This is a genomic window from Haloimpatiens massiliensis (assembly GCF_900184255.1).
In the GTDB taxonomy this organism is placed as follows: domain Bacteria; phylum Bacillota; class Clostridia; order Clostridiales; family Clostridiaceae; genus Haloimpatiens; species Haloimpatiens massiliensis.
The window spans coordinates 609,298-634,043 of the sequence record NZ_LT854639.1 but is presented as its reverse complement, the minus strand read 5'-3'; the positions used below and the strand labels follow the sequence as shown (position 1 = coordinate 634,043).

Here is a 24,746-nt window from a genome sequence, read left to right as displayed (position 1 = left end):
TTTAAATTTATAGTATGAATAAAAGAAGGTGAAGAGAAGGTGAAAAATTATTCTCACATATCATATAGATATCTAGAAAATAATAGAAAGAGAAGCATTTTAACCTGTATAGGAATAATTCTTTCTGTAGCCTTAATATGTGCAATGGGAACTTTGGTAGTGAGTTATAGGGAAAATGATATGGAGCGTACTAAAAGAGAAATAGGAAATTTTCATGTGGTATTTGAAGGGATAAGTGAGGAGAAGCTTAGAAAGATAAAAAGCCACTTAGATAGTGAAAAAGTTGGTGTATTAAGAGAAATAGGTAAGAGCAAGATATATGAAGCTAATCCCAAGGATATAAATGTAAAAGGTATGCCCATTTACAAGTATATAGATATAGTATCTTATGATAAAAAGGCTATGGAGATGCTTCCACTATCTTTAAAGGAAGGAAATTTGCCTAAAAATGAAAATGAAATTGCCATAGAGCAATGGGCTTTAGAGTACATTTCTAACAATCCAAAGGTTGGAGATAAGATAACTTTGCCTTTGGGAGAGTTTACTAAAAAAAATACAGAAGGCAGTACAATGGATAATGAGGAAGAGTCTTTAGAAGAAGATTTTGGTGATGGTTCAAACTATAAATATGATGAGAAAGAAAAAAGAACTTTTATTCTATCAGGTATAATAGATAGTAAATTTTATTCCCAATACAATACAAGAGCTAAGGCTATAACAATTCCAATTTTAGATAGAAGTTTGAAAAGTAAGTATAATGCATATGTGTATGTAAATGCAAAAAAGAATATAGAAAAATATATTGATGAAGTTAAATTAGATATGTTTTTAAGTGGTAATAATGAAAATATGAAAGTAGATTTCAATTATGTTTTATTAAATTTTGAGGGAAGAGGAATAGATAAAGATTATAATAAAACTATATTTTTAATAGCTGCATTTATAATTTTTATAATAATTATCAGTACTATAATGGTTATTTATAATATTTTTCAAATGTCTGTGATGGATAGGATAAGACAAGTAGGAATACTGAGGTCTATTGGAGCTACTCCTAAACAAATAAGAAAAATTGTATATAAGGAAGCTGGAGTATTAAGCTTTATATCTATACCTATAGGTCTTCTAAGTGGAGTTATAGCTATGTATATAGTTTTCTATATTATTAAAAAAATATTATTTGGGACTAAAGCTTTAGAATTTAAAGTTGTAGTATCACCCTATGTATTTATAATAAGTACAGCTATAGCATTAATTACTATTTATGTATCTTGTGTTAAGCCAGCATTTATGGCATCAAAAGTATCACCATTGGATGCTATAAAAAGCAACTTTAGAACAAAAACTAAAAGAGTTAAAAAAGTAAGAGCTAATATATTAATAAAAAATATATTTAAAGTAGAAGGAGAGATAGCATATAAAAACATAAAGAAGAATAAGAGAAGGTTCTTAGTAACTATAAGTTCTACAATTATAAGTATAGTACTTTTTATAGTTTTTAGTTTTATAATGTCTATAGGAAATACAGTTGATTCAGTAAAAAAGCAATCGTATAGAGATTATGAGTTAATGAAAATTCCTGAGTCTAATAAAAACTCTGGTTTTTCTAAAAAAGATTACATGTCTATCCAAAACATAAAGGGTGTAGAAAAGATATATAGAATATTTGGAAGTAGAGATTATGAAATTTCTGTTCATAAGGAATTAATAACTCCAGAGTATAGAAGAATATTAAATTCACGAAATGGACAAACTTCAAAAGAAAAAAATGAAAGTATACCGTTATTTTTAAAAGGATATGATAGCGAGCAATTAGAATTGTGCAAGAATAAACTTTTAAAGGGTAGTGTAAGTGAAGAAGATATAAATAATGAAAATGGGGTATTGTTGATTCAAAATGGCAGTATTTCTAACCCTAAAAGTAATAAAATATCAGTTATAAATTTTACAAACTTTAAAGTGGGTGATGAAATTGAAATATTCAAAACATCTGGTGCAGGGAAGGAAAAAGTTAATAAAAAGTTAAAAGTTCTTGGAATATTGCAAGGAGCACCTATTGGAGATGCTAAATCTGATAATGGTGAAATTTATGCTATAACCACAGAAGAGTTATTTAAAGATATAACTGAAGATGAAACTTTTTATTCTATGCACATATTGGTAGATGAAAAAGCAGATAGAAAAAATATAACAGAGAAATTGAAAATGTTTGCAGATGAAAGTAAAAGAATTAATCTATTAGATACCAAAGAAACGTTAGAAAATAAAAAAAAGCAATCCTTAATAGTAGGTATATTTTTATATGGATTTGTGGCGGTAATAACTTTAATATCTTCTTTAAATATAATAAATACAATAGGAACAAATTTGATTCTTAGAAAAAGAGAATTAGCGGCGCTACAAGCCATTGGTATGACCAGCAGACAGATAAATAAAATGATATACCTAGAGGGAGGTCTTTATGGAATAATAAGCTCTATACTTGGGGGAGTAATAGGTACAGTGTTAACTTATGTGCTGGACAGAATATTAGGTGAAGTTAGAGAAATTAAGTGGTCAGTGCCATGGAAATATATAATTATAGCTGCTGCAGGAGCAATTGCTATTTCGTTATTATCTGCATATTTTCCACTAAATAGAATAAAGAAGGAGAGTATTATTGATAATATAAGGATGGAGGAGTAAACCTCAACCCCCATATTTTAGGGGCTTAAGGTTTACTCCTTAAGTTCTATTCCTAATTTTTTATAAAATGCAGAATTTATGGTGTTGGATATAGAGAGTTTATTATCCTTTTGAAATTTATGGACTATTGCTTTCATTCCCTCACCATAAATTCCATCAGGATTTCCATTATAGTATCCTTTTTCTTTTAAATACTTTTGAACTTCGTACACATCGGAGCCTCTCATGCCAGGTTCTAGAGGTCGTAAATAAGAACCAAAATTTCCATAGGGACCACCATTAATTATAACTTTAGTACCATGAGGAGTTATTTTATAAAGCTCCTTAACATCGTTATTTCTCATTCTTATGCAGCCGTGGGACGAACTCCAGCCTATAGAACCGGGCTTATCGGTACCATGTATTCCATATTTACCCCAGGGAACATTAAAACCCATCCATCTTCCACCGAAACCTTCTCCCCAAGTGTCTTTACTTATGATGGTCCAGGTTCCTATAGGAGAGGGAGTAGAAGGTTTACCACCAGCTACTGTATAGGTTTTCAATAATTTGTCATTTTGGAAAACCCCTAAAGTGTTAGTTTCCAAATCTACTACTATAACTATGGGTTTTTTAGAGTCATAGCCTTTTATATTTATACCAGAAACTTTTTCAGAATTTTTCTTGAAAAATATAAAAAAAGCTAAAATTATAATTAGCATTATAATTATAAATACAAAAAATTTTTTAAATCTATTCACGAAAAACACCCCCGTATAATTATATGAGGATTTAAAGGGTAAAATTATAATTAACTGAACTTTCTCATATAAATTTTAATCAAACCTCAGTTGTTTATATTGGAGAATGAAAGGGCATTAATACAGTACTATAGGTATTAAATTTGTCAATTTTTAAGTGATTTTGATTTTATAATAAAGTATTTTATAAATTGTAAATTCAAGGAATTGTCTAGAAATTTCAACTTTGATTTAAATTTTACATTCTAAATTTTAAATTAAAAACTATATTTGTATTTCTTTTATTCATCTAATGTAAAATTTGAAATTTATGTGTAAAAGTTGAGTAATAAATAAGTAGTTTATAAAATTACCATAGGATTTATTGCGGTATTGGATTATAATATAGACATGTAAATTATGAAAATATATAAATAAAGAATTGTGAGGTTGTATTATGAATTTAGATAGTATGGATGTGGCAAAGGCAGCTATTGAAATGAGTATATCTAAAAGGGAAGAAGAAAAAGAATTGGAAGATAGATTTAGAAAAAAGGATATATTAACTACAGCTGTAAATATTGGTGGTAATATAAATAACACCATGTCTAAAATTATAGAAAGGGCGCTTGTGGCTTCTAAAAAGGGTGGCTTGATCCCAGAGAATGCTCATCTATATGATGGGGCAGTAATAGGTGCTACCAAGGAGGCGTTGATTCAAGTACTCCAAAAGGCTAGTGGATTAAATGTTGGAGGTAAGATAGGCATAGCAAGAAGTGGAGAACATTTATGTGTAACTATATTTATGAGTATAGGACTTCTGCATTTAAATGAAATAGCTATAGGACTTGGACATAGAGCCATACCAAAAGAAAAAATCACAATTTCCAAAATATAATATTGACAATATTGAAACAATATTATAAAATGTTAAACATAATTTTTAATATTTAGATAATAATATTTAAATAATGAAGTATGCATAAGTATTAAATGATTTTAGTACATTACTAAATGATCTCTGTAGATTACTAAATGATTTTAGTAAATTATAGTATGATTAAGTGAGTTTAACTAAAAAGCTCTACTTCAGTTTAAGTAATTTAAGAATAGTTCAGATATTTATGTATTAAAAGTAAAGAATTAGTACATGTATAGTAGAATTATAGCATATGAGTTAAGTATAATAGTGTAGTAAAATTGTAGTATAATAAGTATACAAATTAAGTATAATAGTGTTTGAATATAATAATATTTGATTGTAGTAGTGTAGTATATAAATAAATTAGTATTGTATTGTTGTAGGATTGTAGTATTGTAGTATTGTAGGATTGTAGGAGAATTTATTATTTTATTAGAATTGCAATTAAATGTTTAGAAAACAGCATGGCCATTGAGGTATGAAAATTGCAATTAAACCTTTGAATTATAGGGTTTACTTAGGTATAGTAAATAAGCTCTCTATTAGAGAGCTTTTTTTATAAAAAAATTTATATTTGGAGGATGGTAGTATGGTAGGAAAGAAAAAACTTTCATGTCTTATAGCTCTTTTGATGAGCTCATTATTTTTAGGCGGATGCAACAATATAGTAGCATCTCAATCACAAAAAACTTTAAAGGATAAAAAGATTATAAACATTGGCATTTCTCAGTTTGTAGAACATCCAGCTTTGGAATCCGCTAGAAAAGGATTTATGGATGCATTGAAATCCAAAGGATATGAAGAAAATAAGAATATAAAAGTGGATTTTCAAAATGCTCAAGGGGATATGGCAACGGCCCAAACTATAGCACAGAATTTTGCATCTAAAGATGAAGATTTAATCTTTGCAATTGCAACGCCATGTGCACAATCAGCATTTAATGTTATAAAAGAAAAACCTATATTAATAACTGCAGTTACAGACCCAGTACAATCTGGATTAGTGAAGTCTTTAGAGAAGCCTTCAACAAATGTAACTGGTACTTCTGACAATGTATCTATAGATAAGCAGCTACAGCTTATAAAAGAGATGATTCCTCAGGCAAAAACTATTGGTGTTGTATACAATACTAGCGAGAAGAATTCAGAACTTCAAGTGGAAAATATGAAAAAAGCTGCACAAGAATTTGGATTTAATATTAAGACATCAGGCGTAACTAATGTAAATGAAGTGGCTCAATCACTAAATTCTTTAGTTGGAAAGATAGATGTTTTATATGTTCCTACAGATAATACAGTGGTTTCTTCTATGCCTTTAGTGGTAAATGAATGTTATAAAAGAAATATTCCTATTATAGGAGCAGAAAGTGCTCATGTTAAGGCAGGAGCTGTAGCTACTAATGGTATAGATTATTATAAATTAGGCTTTCAAACAGGAATTATGGCAGTGGACGTTATAGAGGGAAAAAAGGTAGCAGAAATGCCTGTACAAACCTCTAAAGACACTAATACTGTAATAAATAAGGATGCTTGTAAAAAACTCAATATAAGTATACCTAAAGATATTGAAGAGAAGGCACAAATAATTACGGGAGGTGTACAATAATGGACTTTTTGATAAATGTTTTAGAACAAGGACTTATCTTTTCCATAGCCGCCATAGGTGTTTACATAACATATAAGATTTTAGATTTCCCAGACCTTTCTGTAGAGGGAACTTTTCCTTTAGGAGCAGCCATAGCAGCAGTAGGTATTCTTAAAGGGATAAATCCATTTTTAGCTTGTATTTTAGCTACTTTAGGTGGAGTTGCAGCAGGTGCTATTACAGGTATACTTCATGTTAAGTTTAAAATTACCAATCTTTTATCTGGAATACTTGTGATGATATCTCTTTATTCTATAAATTTAAGAATAATGGAGAAATCTAATATTCCTTTGTTTGGGCAAAAAACTATATTTAATTTATCCTTGGCACCAATATTTATAATTTTAATATTGGCAGTAGTAATTAAATTGCTAGTGGATTTATTTTTAAAAACTAAATTAGGATTTATTTTGAGAGTTACAGGGGATAATGAACAATTAGTAACTTCATTAGGGGTAAATAAGGACTTTATTAAGGTTGTAGGACTTATGATTTCAAATGGACTAGTATCCCTATGTGGAGCTGTTACTGCTCAATATCAGGGGTTTTCAGATGTAGGTATGGGTACAGGCATTGTGGTTATGGGACTAGCTTCAGTTATTATGGGAGAATCAATTTTAAAAAAATTTAATTTTGTAAAAGGAAGTAGTATGGCAATACTAGGAGCAGTTCTGTATAAAGCAGTAATAGCATTAGCATTAAAACTAGGGCTTCCACCTACAGATTTAAAATTAATTACAGCTGTTATTGTAGTAATAGCTTTATCTCTTAATAATATCAATAATAGAAGTTTAGGCTCAGCATTTGGTTTAACAAAAATATTTAAATCTAAAAAAGGAGGTGCATCCATTGCTTCAGATAAAGAATCTATACAAAGTATTTAATAAAGGGACGGTTAATGAGAATACATTGTTTAATAATTTTAATTTAACTGTAGAAAAGGAAGATTTTGTAAGCATAATAGGAAGTAATGGTGCAGGTAAATCTACTCTTTTAAATATTGTATCTGGAAATATAGATATAACTGCAGGTTCTATAACATTGAGAGGCTCAGAAATTTCTAGATTGCCTGAATATAAAAGAACTAAACAAATAGGAAGAGTATTTCAAAATCCTTCATTAGGTGTGTCGCCAAATATGACCATATTAGAAAACATGTCCATGGCGTATAATAAAGGAAATAAATTCAATTTATCCTTTGCTATAAATAAGAAACATATAAATATGTTTAAGGAAGTTCTTGCAAAATTGAATATTGGTCTAGAAAATAAGCTACATAATAAAGTGGGACTTTTATCTGGTGGTCAAAGACAAGCTCTTTCTCTTATAATGGCGGTAATAACAAAACCTAAACTTTTATTATTAGATGAGCATACAGCAGCTATAGATCCAAAAACCTCAGAGATAATTATGGATATAACAAAGGAGATAGTAGAAAAAGATAGAATAACTACTTTAATGGTAACTCATAATTTAAATGATGCCATAACAATGGGGAATAGGCTTATTATGATCCATAAGGGCCAAGTAGTTATGGATATAAAGGGAAATGAAAAGAAAAATTTAACTGCAGACAAGCTACTAAGGGAATTTGAAAAACTCGAAAATTCTATAAGTGACAATATGTTATTTTCGTAGATATACTACTCTGATAAATACTTTATTTTCATAGAGATGATTTTTACGAATATATTATTTTGTATATATGCATATATATTATGTATATAGTATAAGAGGCTGCATATTTTTGTTAGCCTCTTATATTTATAGTTATTTTATTTAATAAATTTTTTTAGTACAGGATTCTTTTGGAAAACTGCTAATATTGGTAAGCCTAATCCATAACAACAAAGAGCTTCACCCCAAGCGACTTCTAGGGATATAAGCCATAGTGGCATATCCGGTATATATAGATATTTTAGCATAAGACCTATAATTATAGCATTGGATATAACCGCTGGCAATGGTGCCAAAAGCTTTTTATGTCTAAGATTAGTTTTACCTATATAATAGGTAGTTATAGCGGCAATTAATGTGGCGAAGGTACCTAAAACCATGTCTACCGTGCCTACAGGGCTAATTATATTGGATATTAGGCATCCAATAGTTAATCCGGGAATAGCATAAGGAGTTATAAAAGGTAAAACTGTCAGTCCTTCGGCAATTCTATACTGTACTACTCCAAAAGACATAAATGATAATAAAATAGTAAGTACTGCGTAAATTGCAGCAATTACTGAGGCAAATACAATGCCTCTTACTTTTTTTGATGAATTCATAATAATAACCTCCGTAGTTTTGTTTTTAGACAGGTCGCTACGAACTGTCCGGTATAAATTTAGCATATAAAGTTTATTAAGTCAATTAGAAGGGGGGAATTNAATTTCTTTTACCCCAAATTCATTAAAATGTTGTATACTATTATACATAGAAGATATCAATCCTTTCTAATTTTTATTTGTTTCTCAACTTATATTTTAGTAGGATGATATCTTCTTTTCAACTCTATATGGAAATATATTCTATTTCTAATTCCCTACAATAACTTTACGCTAACGGGGGAATTAGGGAGGGAATTAGGGACGGTTAATTTTTAACAAATTATTGAGTATTGAGTAATTATCGAGGAGTAATTAGGGATGGAGACGATTAGTGATGGTTGATTTTTAATAAATTACTTCAATAAATTATTTATTGTATTTATTGAAGCTAACTATATGCTATATTTAACTTAATTTTTTTAGTCATTAAGTATATTTTGATTATGATAATAGGCTTGTACATATTAAAAATATACATGTAGATAAAACTTTCTATTAAATTAAAAATAAAAGGCTTATTGTTAAATTAAACAAAAAATTAATTCAATTTTATAATCTAAGTTCACACTCTCTAATTTTATTAGGATACCTATGTTTGGTATTGGAAAATAAATTTCTCTATTATATTTCTATATTTATCTTCTGTTGATATAAGCTCAACTCCAATAGAACAAAGCTTTGACACCCTTGATTGAGTTATATTTCCAAATATCTTACATATGTCACTACACTTAAAATCACAAAGACACCTCATTAAAAGCGCAGCGAGTGCCCTAGCAACCTTAGTATTTCTACTGTTTTTTACATATAACATTACTTTTTTTATGCCTGTTTCTTCTGCTACAAATTCCATTATTTTATCAGGATCAAAATCCCTTATCAATACTGTTTTTTCACTTCTGTATTCTGTCTTTTGGTCTTCAAATTCTATTTCTTTCTTTAATCTTTCCTCATCACAAATATACACAAACTTCATGTAATTTTCTCTTGCATTTAATACATTTGAGCCAAAGAATTTCATTACATACTCTTCATCTAAAAGCCCTGTTTTATCTTTCTCAAGACCTAAATATACTTTTAAACTTGAATACTTATATTTTTCTGGCTGATGTTCATATCCCCTTATTTTCAATGGATTATTATGAATATATGCTGATAAAACTACTAAATACCTGTCTGTATCCACTATTTTGCTCTTAAATCTATCTTGAAATAAGTGCCCACGTCTTTTGTGAATTTTATTAAATGTTATAGCGTATTTAAAATTTAAACCATGCATTATTTTTGATATGTCCGCACCATTAGAATCAATCATAAAATGAGCGTGGTTAGTCATCATGCAGTATGCATATACCTTAAATTTATACATTTGTTGCCTTTTTTTCATTTCTTCTAAATAGATATCCTTATCTTTATCTTTCTTAAATAATGGTACTTCACTTATACTTCTTATCATTACATGATATATAGCATCGTCCTCTTTTATTCTTTCTCCTCTTGGCATAATATTACCTCACTTTATAGCTATTTTTTTACTTGAATTTTCAATTGTATATTCATTACTTTTATTTGAATACTTGCCATAAAATAAAGTTATTATTCAGATTGTATTAAAAAATTGTAAATGTATTTTTCTTAACCGTCCCTTTTTTTCTTCCCTTTTTTTCTTATCTTTAAAAGTTCTTAACTGTCCCTTAGCCTCATATACATTATATAAAATAATGTATAAGGTTGAATGGATATGAATGGATACGTTTTTGTAGTGATGGCATTTATAATAGAAAGTACATGGGAAACTGTGAAGAATATTGTTGTTAAGGGAAAATTGTCAAAAGATAGGATAGGTACTATTATTATAGCTTTGGTAGTGGTATTTGTAGGAAATCTAGATATTATTAGTTTTGTAGGTGTTAATATGCGATATGGAATAGGTAAGATATTAACAGCAATTTTAATATCTAGAGGATCTAATTTTACACATGATCTTGTGAGCTTAATAAGTAATCAATATCAATATCAAAAGAATGGTAAAGATAAATAATAATAAGATAAGAAATAGAGAAAACTAAAAGAAAACTATAAAGAGGGATGTTTGCTTTTTATACTTTTTATAATGAGTATTTATGAATTTTTACTATTTATTAAAGAAAAGAATAATGAAATAAATAAAGATAAGAAATAATAAAGATAGTAAATAATAAATAAAGGCAGTAAATAATAAAAAGAATAATGAAAAAAGAATAAAAAATAGAGAATATTAAACATTAACATAAAAGGGATGATTTTCAGAGAAGCTTTTGATGATCATCTCTTTTAATTTATGTGGTTATAAATTATAATAGTTTTATATAAGTATAAGCAAATTAAAAAATAAATTTACTTTTAGCCCCTACCTATGTGGTGGGGGTAAATTTGCAACTATTCATAAGGAATTATAGAGGTGACACATGAAAAAATATTTTGATATTAAAGAGAATACTCTTCATAATGGATTAAAAATAATAAGTATAAAGAAGAATACTAGAATTGCAAGTATTAATTTAGCAGTTAAAATAGGTTCACTGTATGAGCAAAAAAATGAAAAGGGAATATGCCATTTTATAGAGCACATGCTTTTTAAGGGCACAACTAATAGGAATAATGAAAAGTTAAATGATGAATTGGAGCAGTTAGGCGGAGAATATAACGCTTATACGGATTATACCAGCACAGTTTACACAGTTACTTCACTTTGCGAAGAATTAGATAAAGCTGTAGAGCTACTATCTGACATGGCTATGAATTCAATTTTTAATAAAGATGAATTAGAAAAAGAAAGAGGAGTAATATTGGCTGAAATAAGGACAAGCAAAGATGATATAGAAGACTATAGCTTCAGGAGAATAAATTCTATGGCTTTTAAAGAAAGCCCTATTAAATATGATACTATAGGTCAGGCGGAAACTGTAAAGAGATTTTCTAGGGAAAACCTTATTAATTATTATAAAAATTATTATGTTCCAAATAATTCATGTATAGTGGTGGTATCTTCTTATGAGCATGAAGAAGTGGTAAAATTAATAGAAAAATATTTTCTTGGGTGGAGAAGGAAAAAAACGGAAAAAAGAGAAATAGTTATAGAGGATAATATATCCATTAGAAAAACTTCAACAAAAAAAGATATGGAGCAAAGCACTATAATGTATTTATATACATTTCATAAATTAGAAAAGAGCAAAGAATTGATTTTGAAAATTTTAAATCACAAACTAGGAGAAAGTTCTAATTCCATATTGTTTAGAGAATTAAGGGAAAAAAGAGGGCTAGCATACGATGTATATACTAATTTGGATTTAACTAAAGGAGTAAAGAATCTTTATATATACACTTCAGTAGCTAGAGAAGATGTTAAGGAAGCTTTAGAAGTAATAGATAATTGCATAAATGGAATAAAAGAAGAGAAAGTAACTTTTGATAATAAAGCTATAGATTTAATGAAAAAAATATTGAAAACTTCTGTAGCGGCAACTATTGAAGATTCAACTGCATTATGTTCCTATGTATTAGGACAAGTTCTAGAAGGGGAAGATGTGTATGAATTTGAAAAAGATATAAATAATTTGGAGAATATAGCTAAAGAGGACATATACCATGTAGCTAGAAATGTATTTAATAATCCAACAGTACATGTTTTATTAAGTGAAGGTGATGATTAGTGGATTCAGTAATATCAAGCATTGAAGTGCAGAAAAGAGATAAAAATAGAGTAAATGTGTATATAGATAATGAATTTGCCTTTGGATGCAATGCAGAATTAGTTTATACTTATGACTTAAAAAAAGGAAAAAAGGTGGATTTAGAATTTTTACAATCTGTAGCGGAAGAAGATAACTATTTAAATGGAAAGAATTATGCTCTAAAAGTAATAGAAAAAACATATAAAACTGAAAAAGAAATTAGAGATAAATTATATAAAAAAGAGTATGGAGATAAAGCAATAGATAGAATAATAAGCTTTTTAAAAGAATATAAATTTTTAGATGACTATAAGTATGCAGAAGCATTTATAAAAGAGCGCATTAGAAAATACGGTAAGAATAAAATAAAGTTTGATCTTATGAAAAAAGGTATAGAAGAAGATTTAATAATAGAAAAATTCAGTGATATAAGTTATGAAAAAGAGTATGACAGTGCATATACATTAGGCGAGGGCAAGTATAAGATTTTAATTAAATCTGAAAAAGAGATAGGTAAAAATATATCTAAAATATATAAGAAAATTTGTGATTTTCTAATTAGAAGAGGCTTTGATTACAATATAGTAAATAGTGTAATAGAACAACTGAAATCTTCACAAAATTTATGTGATAATGAAAATATTATAAGAATTAATGAAGATATTGAAAGAGATAATGTAAACATTGTGGAATATAGTGAAAGAAAATATTTTAATAAAACTAATAATTTATCTTTAGAAAGTGAAGAAGAAAATTACCAAAAAATCAAAGAATTAGCTTTAAAAAGATATAAAATAATTTGTAAATCAGAAAGCGATGATGTTAAGATATTTAGAAGGTTATGCTCGTATTTAATGAGAAGGGGATATTCTTATGAAAAAATAAAAAGTGTTTTAAAAGATATAATTGAGTAAATAGAATAATTGAGTAAATATAAGCTTAAATTTGATTCTTTATTGTGTAGAAAGAAAGGGGGATTACAGTGTATAAGGAGTTTTTACAAAATTTCATTAAAAATAGAAACCCTATAAATATATTGATTTTTGCTATATTTATGTATCCAATTATAAAAGGGTTTATAGTTAAATTTTCTTCTAAAAATCTAAAAAAAGAAGTAACTGGTGTAGAAACAAACATTTCTTTTGTAGTGTCAATAATCTTAGGAATATATTGGATGAAAAATATATTCTTCAATCATAGTAAAAGTATATATAAGAGTATATATGATATTATTCCTAAAGAAGCTAAAATGTATGTTATAAGAAAGCCTATAGTAGTTTATTTAGTAGCAGTTCCTATATCAGTATTTATTATTCATAATTTGATTATGTTTATAATTCAAGGTATAAATAAAATAACCATGTATCCAGTATTTGATGGGATAGAAAAGAAAATTAGGGAAAAGGGAAATGGAATTAGAAGATTATTAGGAGCTATATTTCAGATACCTAGAGCTATATGTTATGTTATATTGTTGACTTTTCTATTAAATTTTTTATCCATAATAAATATAAAGCCCCAGATTAATACCTATCTAGCGAATTCTAAATACTATAATTATATATGTAAAGCAGTAGTAATTCCTATAAACAGCTCAAAAGTTGCAAAAAAGCTTCCAAGTATAGTTAATAATTCTTTTAAAATAGTTATAAAAAATGACAGCAGACCAGAGGTTAAAAAAGGTGAAGCAAAAGGTGATGCTAATACTAAAACTATAGTTTACTATAATGGCATAACTTTAGAAGAAGGGATAAAATCTAATGAAGATATAGATAGATTTGCTAGAGAATTAGTTCAGGGATACAGCACAGATAGAGAAAAGGCAGAAGTAATTTATAAATGGGTAGGAAAGAATATAAATTATGATAATGAAAAAGCTGAAAAGGTATTTAAGAATATATACGATATTAAATCAGGGGCTATACCTACTTATTATTCTAAAAAGGGTATATGTTTTGATTATTCTTGCTTGTATGTGGCCATGTGTAGAGCTAATAATATAAAAGTTAGGCTGATAACTGGTAGAGGCTTCAACGGTGTGAGTTGGGTTGGACATGCGTGGAATCAGGTTTATTTAAAGGAAGAAGGAGAATGGATAAATGTAGATACAACTTTTGCAAAGGGTGGAAATTATTTTGATAGTAACAGATTTTCTATAGATCATGCAGATAACAATATTGCGGGAGAATGGGCAGAGCGCTAAAGCGCTAGAGTGCCAGAACCTAAAGGGCTAGTGTGCTAGGAGAGTTACAGTTGGTTATTTGGCCAGTTTTCCAGTTTGCTAGAAGAGTAGTGGTGGTTTAGTATGTCAGCTGGATGGAATATTTTATGAGGGATTTTAGTGTGCTATTTGTTAATTTATTAGAGAAAATGAAAATTAGTTGATTAGTTTTTTATAGTGAAACCGATCAACTAATTTTTTTATTTTTTATATTGATTTAATATAAAATTTATTGCTTTTTCACAGTCTGAATCTTCATGATTTAAAGCCCAAGCGGTATTAAAGTATATAAGAGCCTTTTGTCTATTGTTAAGCATGGAATAACAATAGGCTAAATTGAAAAAATATTTGCTTTGAGAATCTTTTTTTATGGCACAGGATAAAAATGAAATAGCTTTTTTATAATTTTTAAGTTTAATAAGACATACAGCAGCATTGTATAGGGAAGAGGCTTCATTTATTTTTTCGTCTGCAGCCTTTTTATACATATCTATTGCTTTTTTATAATTTTGACTGTTGTATAGTTCATTACCTTTTTGGAAATAGTTCATTAATGTACCTCCTAGAATACTTTTTTAAACTTTGTTTATCCTATGGTTATCTCACTGTTATACTCCAAGATTATATACTTCATGATTTTACATAAGTTTGAGTTAACAATAAGTAAATTCATAGATAACAATTTTTAAGTTTCAAATAGAATAAAAGTAACTTAATCTGAAACCTAGAATGTTGTTTATTACATTAATATCCAAGAGACTATAGAAATATTCATTTGTTTACGTAATTTAATATATTTTCTTGTTAAGCTTTTTCTCAAATATAGCTACTACTTCATACATTGCATAAGCAAGAATACATAAAATTATAATGCTCATCATGACCATATCCAGTTGAGACACTTGACCACCATATATTATTAAGAAGCCAAGTCCTTCTTTTGCCACAAGAAATTCTCCCATTATGACACCAACCCAAGATAAGCCTACATTTATTTTTAATGTAGAAACTAGAGTTGGCACAGAGGCAGGAAGAATTAAGTTTGTTAAAATTTGAGATTTGCTTCCACCAAAGGTTTCTATAAGTCTAATTTTATCCTCATCAATGGATTTAAATCCTGCAAGTACATTGATTATGGTGACAATTATAGATATTAAAAGGGCTATGACTATTATGGAACCATATCCATTTCCAGCCCAAAATATGATTATAGGTGCGAGAGCAACTTTAGGTAGAGCATTTAACACTACTAAATATGGATCTAAAACTTTATAGGCAAAGTCTGACCACCATAGAAGAATTGCTATAATTGTACCTAGCACTGTGCTAAATATAAAACCTAATATAGTTTCAATGCAGGTTACCCATATATGTTTAAATAATGTTCCTTCACTGAAAATTTTCATTAAGCTTTTTACCATTCTAGAAGGAGTACTAGTCAAAAATGGATCTATCCATCTTAAGTCACCAGCTATTTCCCAAAGAGCGAAAAAGCAAATGAGGATTAAAATTCTTACAATTAAAATTTTATTTTCTCTTTTTTTTACAGCTTGTATATATTTTATATGTTCATCACTGCATTTTTTCATGAATTTAACTCCTTCCATATAGTATTAAAATAGTATCTGAAATTAGGTGCTTCCCTACGTTTAAGAGGAGAATTATATTTTTCTTCAAATTCTACTGGAATAATTTCTTTAATTACTGCAGGTCTTTTAGAGAGAATAAGTATTCTATTAGACATAGAAATAGCCTCTGAAAGATCATGAGTGACCATTATGGTAGTTTTCTTTTCTTTTTTTAGTATTTTAAACACTTCATCGTTGAGGTTTAATCTGGTTTGATAGTCTATGGCGGAGAAAGGTTCATCCAATATTAAAACATCAGGGTTTATACTTAAAGTTCTTATTAGTGCAACTTTTTGCCTCATGCCACCAGAAAGCTGCTTTGGATGATGACCTTTAAATTCCCATAAACCATAGCTATGAAGAAGACTTTCCACATTTTTTAAATTATCTTCTGTAATTCTTTTTTTTATTTTGAGACCAAGAATTACATTGTCCCATACTGTTAGCCATTCAAATAAATTATCCTTTTGAAACATATAGCCTATTTGAGGCTTCTTTTCAGCTATATTTACATTGTTAATTAAAACTTTTCCAGAAGAAGGAGGGATAAGCCCAGATATTATATTTAGTAAAGTAGATTTACCACAGCCAGAGGGGCCTACAATACTTAAAAATTCACCTTCCTCTATATTAAAAGATATACTAACCAATGCTTTAGTTTCATTTTCTAAAGTATGATAATTCATATATATTTTTTCAATTTGCAACTTGCTCATGTATAACACCCCCTTGTATAATTTAGTATATGAAGAAGTATGTTATATTGTTATTAAATAGATTATTAATGATATTCACTATGATAAACGTGGATAATGGCGATTTATATTGAAATATCATAATAATTTAACTATAGTATGAAATTCTTAAAGTTGAAATTTTTATATGTGTGTACTAAAATGATATAATCATGGATAAGTATAATATATAGATATAAAAGAAATAAATGTAAAATAGTAAATGATGGAGAAGATAATTATGAAAAAAGTGTTTCATTTAGGTCTAGATGTAGGTTCTACCACAGTTAAATTAGTGATTTTAAATGGACGGGATGAAGTAGTATATAAAAAATATCAAAGGCATTACTCAGATATTAAAAAAACTATAGTGGATATAGTGGACCAAGCTTATGATAGGTTTAAAAATAATTACATAACCATAAAGGTAACTGGCTCTGGCGGATTAGGTGTTTCAAAATGGTTATCTATAGGTTTTATACAAGAGGTAGTAGCAAGTACTAAGGCTATAAAAAAACATATTCCAACCACAGATGTAGCAATTGAATTAGGTGGAGAAGATGCCAAAATAACTTATTTTGATTCTGGAATAGAGCAAAGGATGAATGGTACTTGTGCAGGGGGAACAGGTGCTTTTATAGATCAAATGTCAGCTTTATTACAAACAGATGCCATGGGTCTTAACAAGTATGCAGAAAATCACAAGGTAATTTATCCTATTGCAGCTAGATGTGGGGTGTTTGCTAAAACTGATATCCAACCTCTTTTAAATGAAGGAGCGGCTAAAGAAGATATAGCTGTATCTATATTTCAAGCGGTAGTTAACCAAACTATAAGTGGACTTGCTTGTGGAAAACCAATAAAAGGCAATGTAGCTTTTCTTGGAGGACCATTGTATTTTTTACCAGAATTAAGAAAGAGATTTATAGAAACCTTGAAATTAAAGGAGGAACAGGTGATTTTCCCGGACAATTCTCAATTATTCGTAGCACTAGGAGCATCAATTTCCTCTAAAGAAGAAGATAAAATATTAGCAGAAGATTTTATGAAAAAATTAAAATCCAGAGAATTTGAAGGCGGGCAAGAAGTTCAAAGATTAAGGCCACTTTTTTTAAATGTTGATGAATTAGAGGAATTCAGAAAAAGACATGCAGGAGCAAAGGTTGAGAGAAGAGATTTAAGTGAATATAAAGGAAAATGTTTCCTTGGGATAGATGCAGGTTCTACCACTACAAAGGCAGCACTTATAAATGAAAAGGGAGAACTTGTTTATTCTTACTACGGTAGTAATGCTGGAAATCCACTGCTTTCTACTATAAATATATTAAAAGACTTATATGGTAAGTTACCAGAGGAAGCTCATATAATTAATTCTGCTGTAACAGGATATGGAGAGGGACTTATAAAAGCGGCAATGAAAGTAGATATAGGAGAAATAGAAACAGTTGCTCATTACAAGGCAGCGGAATTCTTCCTTCCAAAAGTAGATTTTATATTAGACATAGGTGGACAGGATATGAAATGCTTGAAAATTAAAGATGGAATTATAGATAGCATAATGTTAAATGAAGCTTGTTCATCAGGATGCGGTTCTTTTATCGAGACTTTTGCACATTCATTAAATATGTCTGTACAAGATTTTGCAAAGGAAGCACTTAAAGCAAAGAGTCCAGTGGACTTAGGTTCAAGATGTACTGTATTTATGAATTCAAGAGTTAAACAAGCTCAAAAGGAAGGGGCTTCTGTAGGAGACATATCTGCAGGACTTTCTTATTCTGTAATTAAAAATGCTCTTCAAAAGGTTATTAAAATAAGAAACCCAGAAGAAATGGGCGAAAAAATTATAGTACAAGGAGGAACTTTCTACAATGATGCGGTTTTAAGAAGCTTTGAACTTATTTCAGGAAGAGAGGCTATAAGACCGGATATTGCAGGTATAATGGGAGCTTTTGGAGCTGCAATAATAGCTAAAGAAAGGTATGAAGCTGGAAAAGAAAGCACTCTTTTAAAAGCAGAGCAATTAGAAAGTTTTAAATGTGAAGTAGAAATGAGAAGGTGCGGCATGTGTGGAAACAATTGTATGCTCACTGTAAATAAATTTTCAGATGGAAGAGAATTTATATCAGGAAATAGATGTGAAAGAGGAGCAGGCATAAGTGAGAAGAAAGAAAAGCTTCCAAACTTATTTGATTATAAGTATAAAAGAACATTTTCATATGCTCCTTTAAAGAAGGAAGATGCCAAAAGGGGAGTTATAGGAATACCTAGGGTTCTTAATATTTATGAAAATTATCCATTTTGGTTTACATTTTTAACGGATTTGGGATTTAGAGTAGAATTATCTTGTCGTTCAACTAGAAAAGTATATGAAATGGGTATAGAAACTATTCCTTCTGAATCTGTTTGTTATCCTGCAAAGATAGCTCATGGCCACATAATGGATCTTATAAATAGAGGAATTGATACAATATTTTATCCATGCATACCTTTTGAGAAGAAGGAAATAGATGGAGCAGACAACCATTATAATTGTCCTATAGTTACATCCTATGCTGAAGTTGTTAAAAATAATATGGACATTATAGGAGAAAAGCATATTAAATTTATGAATCCATTCTTTTCATTGGATGATAAGAAAAAACTGGCTAAACGATTGTATGATGAATTTAAGTGTTTTAAAATAAGTAAAAAAGAGATAAATGAAGCTTTGGATAAGGCATGGTTGGAAAGAGATAAGGTAAAAGAGGACATAAGAAAAAAAGGTGAAGAGGTCTTAGAGTATTTAGATAGTACTGGTAAAAATGGAATTGTACTAGCTGGAAGGCCATATCATATAGATCCAGAAATAAATCATGGACTGCCTAATTTAATAAATGAGTACGGAATGGCTGTTTTAACTGAGGATTCTGTATGTCACCTAGGAAAAATAGATAGACCTTTAAGGATTGTAGATCAGTGGGTTTATCACTCAAGGCTTTATGCTGCAGCCAGCTTTGTAGGAGAAAAAAATAATTTAGAGCTTATTCAGTTGAACTCCTTTGGTTGTGGACTAGATGCGGTAACTACAGATCAAGTACAAGAAATATTAAATTCTCATGGAAAAATATATACTGCAATAAAGATAGATGAGGTTAATAACCTAGGAGCTGTAAGAATAAGAATTCGTTCCTTAAAGGCTGCTATGGATGAAAGAAATAAAAATGGATTTAAAGTAAAAAAAGCATCTGCTGCGTTAGAAAAAGTGGTGTTTACAGAAGAAATGAGGCAAAAGCACACCATATTAGCACCACAAATGTCTCCTATACATTTTCAATTTTTACAAGAGGCTATGCGTTGTGGGGGATATAATTTAGAAATACTTCCAGCGGTAGACAATGAAGCTATAGAAGAAGGACTTAAATATGTAAATAATGATGCATGTTATCCTTCTATAATAGTGGTAGGTCAAATGATTAAAGCTTTAAAATCAGGAAAATATGATTTGAACAATACTTCAGTGATAATATCACAAACTGGTGGAGGATGTAGAGCTACTAATTATATAGGTTTCTTAAGAAAGGCTCTTAAAGATGCGGGATTTGCACATATACCTGTAATATCGCTAAATTTTGTTGGATTAGAAAAGCAGCCAGGATTTAAACTAGATGTGTCTATGGCTAAAAAATCTATGATGGCTTTGATTTATGGGGACTTGCTCATGAGGGTACTTTATAGAGTAAGACCTTATGAAAGAATAAAGGGTTCTGCCAACCAACTATACAATAAGTGGGTTGAAAAATGTAAATATGCTATAGATAAAGGTGATACTAAGTTATTTAACAAGTATGTTTATGAAATAGTAGAAGACTTTGATAATTTAGAGATAAAAGATATTAAAAAACCAAGAGTAGGCCTTGTAGGTGAAATATTAGTTAAATTTCATCCAACAGCAAATAATAATATAGTGGATATAATTGAAAGTGAAGGTGCAGAAGCAGTAATGCCTGACCTTACAGATTTTTGTCTATATGTAGCATATAATTACCAATACAAAAGGAAATATTTATCAGGAACTAGAATGGCAGAGTTCTTTGGTAAAATAGGCATAAAATATATAGAACATTATAGAAGACACATGAAAAGGGCTTTAAAAAATAGTAAAAGATTTATTGCACCTACAACCATTGAAAAAATGGCAAAGAGTGCAAAAGAAATACTTTCTATAGGTAATCAAACAGGAGAAGGTTGGTTTTTAACAGCTGAAATGATAGAGCTTATAGAAAGTGGAGCTAAAAATATAGTTTGTATGCAGCCTTTTGCGTGTTTACCTAACCATGTAACAGGTAAAGGTATGATAAAAGAACTAAAGAAAAGATATAAAGGCGCTAATATTGTAGCAGTAGATTATGATCCAGGTGCCAGTGAGGTAAATCAATTAAATAGAATTAAACTTATGTTATCCACTGCTTTTGACAATTTAAAAGAGCAGGAAAAATTGCATAAGGTAGAATTCACTCATGAGGAAATAGCTGCCTCCAACGAAAGATGATAAGCATATATTGTGACATAATACATTGAAGAAAAATCTGATTTTAATTCCGTAATAAATGTGTAATTTGGTACTGTTCACAATACGCCAAGAACTTCTAAATGTCTCACAGTTAAAGCCCCTAAAGCTTTCAAACTCACTCGTTCCTCGTTCAAACATGAAAGCTTCTTAACGGGTCTTTAACTGTGAGACATAAGAAGTTCTAAGGCTAGTTCAATAGTCCCCAATTCCACATTTATTACTACATTAAAATCAGATTTTTAGTTTAATATGTTTATGGTTGGAGAGGAGAAGCCTACTAAAGGATGATTTTCCTCCGCTTCGCTATGGAAAATCTTTAATTTATAAAACAAATAAAAAGGCTCCCATAATCTTTTTAGGCGTAGCCTTTCGTTCAATCTACAATATTAGTTACTAATATTATTTTTATTAATTGTGAGATAGAATTATTAACTTTGATTATATACTAATGAATAATTAATTATGAAAATACATTAATATGTAAGAGTTAATATATTTTGCCGTGAGGCATTGGTTTGTATAAATCTTAATTTGTAGGGGAGACCAGGTAAGAGGTAATAAGTAAGAAGTAAAAAGTAAGAAGTAAGAGTTAAGGATAAAACTCAAAGAGTTTTTTATAGTTAATTTATGAATAAGTAACAAGAGAACAGCTAGTAAAAATAAGGGCTCTTGAAAAAATTCAGCTTTGCTGAATTTTCACCATAACTATTACTTCTTAGCTATTACCTATTACTTATCTACAAGTTTTTATTTATCTGACAATTAAAGTTATATATTCTTATATATAAATCCTAATCATGCCTATGTATTTAGGCTGGCTATCGCCAATAAAAGATTTTTAAAGCGCTAAAAAAAACTATAACTATTCCATTTAATGAAATAGTTATAGTTTTTTTGCTATCTCATTTTATTTAATTAAAGATTTTTTTATGACACTTACATCACAATATTCTTACTTTGTGTTTTTCATTACTTTTTCTGCAAAACTGTTATTAACTATTTTTTCGAAAGGAGGTCTTTGAGGTATTAGGTCAGATTTATAAGATTGAATAATGTCCATAAGTCTATTTAAATCTCCTTTTTCCATAACTGGAGTTTCCGCAAAGGCATTTATGGATCTATAATTTTTAATAACTTTAGCTAGAATTTCTTCATCGCTGCCTGGGAAGAAACTTTTTATGGATTTAGCTACGTCTTTATCACGGTGGTCTTTAACCCATAACTGACCTTTATGAATAGCCCTTGTAAATTTTTCTACTATTTCAGGGTTTTCTTTTATATACGATTTAGTAGAAAAGTAACAGGTATATGGTATGGTGCCAGCACTTTCTCCAATAGAGGCTACAATATGACCTGAATTATCTTTTTCTAATAAACTGGCAGTAGGTTCAAAAAGAGCTACGTAATTGCCAGTTCCAGATTTAAAAGCACCGGATGTGGCAGTAAAAGCTAAATTTGTAACTAGTTTAACATCTTTATTTGGGTCTATACCGTGATTTTTAAGAACATATTCAAGAGACATTTCAGGCATACCACCAGGTCTGCCCCCTATTATGGTTTTTCCCTTTAGAGATTCCCAATTAAAATTGTCTTCTTTATTTCTACCAACTAAGAAAGAACCATCTGTTTGGGTCAATTGTGCAAATAATACAGGATAATCTTCTTTGTTTTGATTATAAATATATATAACTTGTTCTGGTCCACAAAAACCTATGTCTGCGCTTTTACTTAGTACTTGCTGCATGGTCTTATCAGCACCTTGTCCAGTACTTAACTTTATGTCTATTCCTTCTTCCTTAAAGAAGCCCTCGTTAATAGCTACATACATTGGGGCATAAAAAACGGAACGCACTACTTCATTTAGTTTTACAGTGGTTAAATTTTTATTTTTTTTACTGCATCCATAAAGACAGGTAAAAGATAGAATAAAAACAAGTGTGAAAATTAAATATTTAGAAATACTTTTTCGCATGTATATCCTCCTCGTATGTGTTAATGATATGTTTTATAGTATGAAGTAGAAGAGTATTTTGTCACAGTATTTATAAATTTCAAAGTAGGTACCATAAAAAAATCTTATAATATAAAAGACGAAGACTCTAATTTTACATGTTATGTGAAATTAGAGTCTTTATTGTTAGTTATTCTTAAATTTTTTATTAACTACATCTAGACTAAATACTATTTAGTGGCTTTTACAGAATAGGTGATAGTAATCTTGTGATGGATTCAAATATTTTACTACGAAGGGGTCTACTTTGGAAGTTTCGTAGAGTAACTTCAGTACAGTATTCCATATCCTTTAAAAATTGTTTTTCCACAGTAGTGCATATATTTCTATTATATATGAAAGCATTAGTTTCAAAATTAAGTTTAAAACTTCTTATATCCATATTAGCAGTACCAATACTACATACGGAACCATCAGCCATTATGGTCTTGCAGTGTATAAAACCATTATTGTAAAGATATACCTTTATGCCGCAATCTAACAAAGTTTTAATATATGCATTAGCTGCCCAACCCATAAATATATGATCAGGATTTCCTGGTATCATAATTCGTACATCTTTCCCAGAGAGAGCACATATTTTAAGTGCATTTAACATAGAATCGTCAGGTACAAAATAAGGAGATTGTAGGTAAAGAGTGTTTTTAGCGTGATTTATTATTTTGATATATCCATTTCTTATATGTTGTTCTTTAAGGTCAGGTCCGCTAGATACTATTTGAAGACCAACATGGGATTCATTGAGAGTATTAGAAATAAAATATTTAGAATAATCATCTATATGTTCATTAGATGCATAGGTCCAATCTAATAAAAATCTTTCTTCTAAGTCATTTATGGACTCACCAATTATTTTAATATGAGTATCTCTCCAATATCCTATTTTAGAATCTTCGCTTATGTATTCATTGCCTATATTAAAACCTACTAAAAATGCAACTTGGTTATCTATCACAACTATTTTTCTATGATTTCTATAATTTATCCTTCTATTTATAAAGGAAATTTTACTAGGGAAGAAGGAAAAAACTTTTCCACCAGCTTCTATAAGTGGCTTAACTATATTCTTGGTTATTTTTCCAGAACCCATGGCATCAAATAGCAATCTTATTTCCACACCTTCTTTGGCTTTTTCAGTAAGGGTATTTATTAGTTTTAAACCAAGGGTGTCTTTTTGAATTATATAATATTCTATATGTATAAATTTTTTAGCGTTTTTTATTTCATTAAATAATGCTTCAAATTTTTCTTTCCCGTCAAAATACAACTGTACATGATTATTTTGTGTAAATATGGAGCTAGAGCTTTTATAAAGCATTCTTATAGTGTCAGCATTTTCTATAGCATCTATATCGTATTTGTATGAGGATCTTAGTTTCTTTAGATATTTACTTTTTTCATTATCTGCAATAATTTTTTTATTAAATATTTTTTCTCTACTTAAATTTTGCCCCAAAAATAAGTACACAATAAAACCTACTATAGGAAAAAATATGAGGATAAGAAGCCATGCCCAAGTGGTGGAGGGATTTCTTCTTTCGAAAAAGATTAAAAATATTACTAGTAAAATATTAACTAACTTTAAATGAGCAAAA

The 24,746-nt window shown here is 29.1% G+C and carries 17 protein-coding genes and 1 pseudogene; 10 read left to right on the top strand and 8 right to left on the bottom strand.

The window, feature by feature from the left end:
• Window positions 1–39 precede the first annotated feature (39 nt).
• Window positions 40–2,685, top strand: coding sequence for an ABC transporter permease (locus C1715_RS08125; protein WP_102399989.1), 2,646 nt, complete (start codon window positions 40–42; stop codon window positions 2,683–2,685).
• Between the two features lie 32 nt (window positions 2,686–2,717).
• Here the strand turns inward: C1715_RS08125 and C1715_RS08120 are convergent, their stop codons facing one another.
• Entirely contained in the window at window positions 2,718–3,425 is a 708-nt protein-coding gene (locus C1715_RS08120) for a L,D-transpeptidase family protein (RefSeq protein WP_180964028.1), read from the bottom strand.
• Window positions 3,426–3,861: 436 nt separating this feature from the next.
• Between C1715_RS08120 and C1715_RS08115 the strand changes: the two genes are divergently transcribed.
• From C1715_RS08115 to C1715_RS08100, 4 genes are all read left to right on the top strand, one after another.
• The gene (locus C1715_RS08115; protein WP_102399988.1) at window positions 3,862–4,302 is read left to right on the top strand and encodes a HutP family protein; all 441 of its coding nucleotides are present in this window, start codon (window positions 3,862–3,864) and stop codon (window positions 4,300–4,302) included.
• Window positions 4,303–4,915: 613 nt separating this feature from the next.
• On the top strand, window positions 4,916–5,932 hold the full coding sequence (locus tag C1715_RS08110) for an ABC transporter substrate-binding protein (RefSeq protein WP_102399987.1): 1,017 nt from the start codon (window positions 4,916–4,918) through the stop codon (window positions 5,930–5,932).
• Entirely contained in the window at window positions 5,932–6,855 is a 924-nt protein-coding gene (locus tag C1715_RS08105; protein ID WP_102399986.1) for an ABC transporter permease, read from the top strand. The genes C1715_RS08110 and C1715_RS08105 overlap by 1 nt, the downstream gene beginning before the upstream one ends.
• Entirely contained in the window at window positions 6,821–7,609 is a 789-nt protein-coding gene (locus C1715_RS08100) for an ABC transporter ATP-binding protein (protein WP_102399985.1), read from the top strand. The genes C1715_RS08105 and C1715_RS08100 overlap by 35 nt, the downstream gene beginning before the upstream one ends.
• 137 nt (window positions 7,610–7,746) lie before the next feature.
• On the opposite strand, the gene C1715_RS08095 is transcribed toward C1715_RS08100, so the two are convergent.
• Both C1715_RS08095 and C1715_RS08090 read right to left on the bottom strand, forming a co-directional pair.
• Window positions 7,747–8,250, bottom strand: a complete 504-nt coding sequence (locus tag C1715_RS08095; protein ID WP_102399984.1) for a QueT transporter family protein — start codon at window positions 8,248–8,250, stop codon at window positions 7,747–7,749.
• Between the two features lie 631 nt (window positions 8,251–8,881).
• Entirely contained in the window at window positions 8,882–9,796 is a 915-nt protein-coding gene (locus C1715_RS08090; protein ID WP_102398664.1) for a transposase, read from the bottom strand.
• A 237-nt stretch (window positions 9,797–10,033) separates the two neighbouring features.
• Here C1715_RS08090 and C1715_RS08085 point away from each other — a divergent pair, with 237 nt between their 5' ends.
• The 4 genes from C1715_RS08085 to C1715_RS08070 all read left to right on the top strand — a co-directional run bounded on the left by C1715_RS08085 (window position 10,034) and on the right by C1715_RS08070 (window position 14,211).
• Window positions 10,034–10,333 (top strand): hypothetical protein, encoded by a 300-nt coding sequence (locus C1715_RS08085; RefSeq protein WP_102399983.1) that lies wholly within the window; start codon window positions 10,034–10,036, stop codon window positions 10,331–10,333.
• A gap of 406 nt (window positions 10,334–10,739) precedes the next feature.
• On the top strand, window positions 10,740–11,987 hold the full coding sequence (locus tag C1715_RS08080) for a M16 family metallopeptidase (RefSeq protein ID WP_102399982.1): 1,248 nt from the start codon (window positions 10,740–10,742) through the stop codon (window positions 11,985–11,987).
• Entirely contained in the window at window positions 11,987–12,922 is a 936-nt protein-coding gene (gene recX / locus C1715_RS08075; RefSeq protein ID WP_102399981.1) for a recombination regulator RecX, read from the top strand. The genes C1715_RS08080 and recX overlap by 1 nt, the downstream gene beginning before the upstream one ends.
• A 140-nt stretch (window positions 12,923–13,062) precedes the next feature.
• The gene (locus C1715_RS08070; RefSeq protein WP_102400019.1) at window positions 13,063–14,211 is read left to right on the top strand and encodes a transglutaminase-like domain-containing protein; all 1,149 of its coding nucleotides are present in this window, start codon (window positions 13,063–13,065) and stop codon (window positions 14,209–14,211) included.
• 218 nt (window positions 14,212–14,429) lie between these two features.
• On the opposite strand, the gene C1715_RS08065 is transcribed toward C1715_RS08070, so the two are convergent.
• From C1715_RS08065 to C1715_RS08055, 3 genes are all read right to left on the bottom strand, one after another.
• Window positions 14,430–14,780 carry a tetratricopeptide repeat protein gene (locus tag C1715_RS08065; protein ID WP_102399980.1) on the bottom strand — a complete coding sequence of 117 codons (351 nt, stop codon included), beginning with the start codon at window positions 14,778–14,780 and terminating at the stop codon, window positions 14,430–14,432.
• Window positions 14,781–15,017: 237 nt separating this feature from the next.
• A complete protein-coding gene (locus C1715_RS08060) occupies window positions 15,018–15,818 on the bottom strand; it encodes an ABC transporter permease (RefSeq protein ID WP_102399979.1) in 801 nt (266 codons plus the stop codon).
• Entirely contained in the window at window positions 15,815–16,573 is a 759-nt protein-coding gene (locus C1715_RS08055) for an ABC transporter ATP-binding protein (RefSeq protein ID WP_102399978.1), read from the bottom strand. Before C1715_RS08055 ends, C1715_RS08060 begins: the two co-directional genes overlap by 4 nt.
• Before the next feature lie 259 nt (window positions 16,574–16,832).
• Here C1715_RS08055 and C1715_RS08050 point away from each other — a divergent pair, with 259 nt between their 5' ends.
• Window positions 16,833–21,119: a 2-hydroxyacyl-CoA dehydratase gene (locus C1715_RS08050; protein ID WP_102399977.1), complete on the top strand. Its 4,287-nt coding sequence runs from the start codon at window positions 16,833–16,835 to the stop codon at window positions 21,117–21,119.
• Between the two features lie 973 nt (window positions 21,120–22,092).
• On the opposite strand, the gene C1715_RS08045 is transcribed toward C1715_RS08050, so the two are convergent.
• Window positions 22,093–23,112, bottom strand: a complete 1,020-nt coding sequence (locus tag C1715_RS08045; protein WP_102399976.1) for an ABC transporter substrate-binding protein — start codon at window positions 23,110–23,112, stop codon at window positions 22,093–22,095.
• A 223-nt stretch (window positions 23,113–23,335) separates the two neighbouring features.
• Window positions 23,336–24,730 (bottom strand): annotated as a pseudogene (gene cls, locus C1715_RS08040) (cardiolipin synthase); the annotation flags it as partial.
• Between the last annotated feature and the right edge of the window lie 16 nt (window positions 24,731–24,746).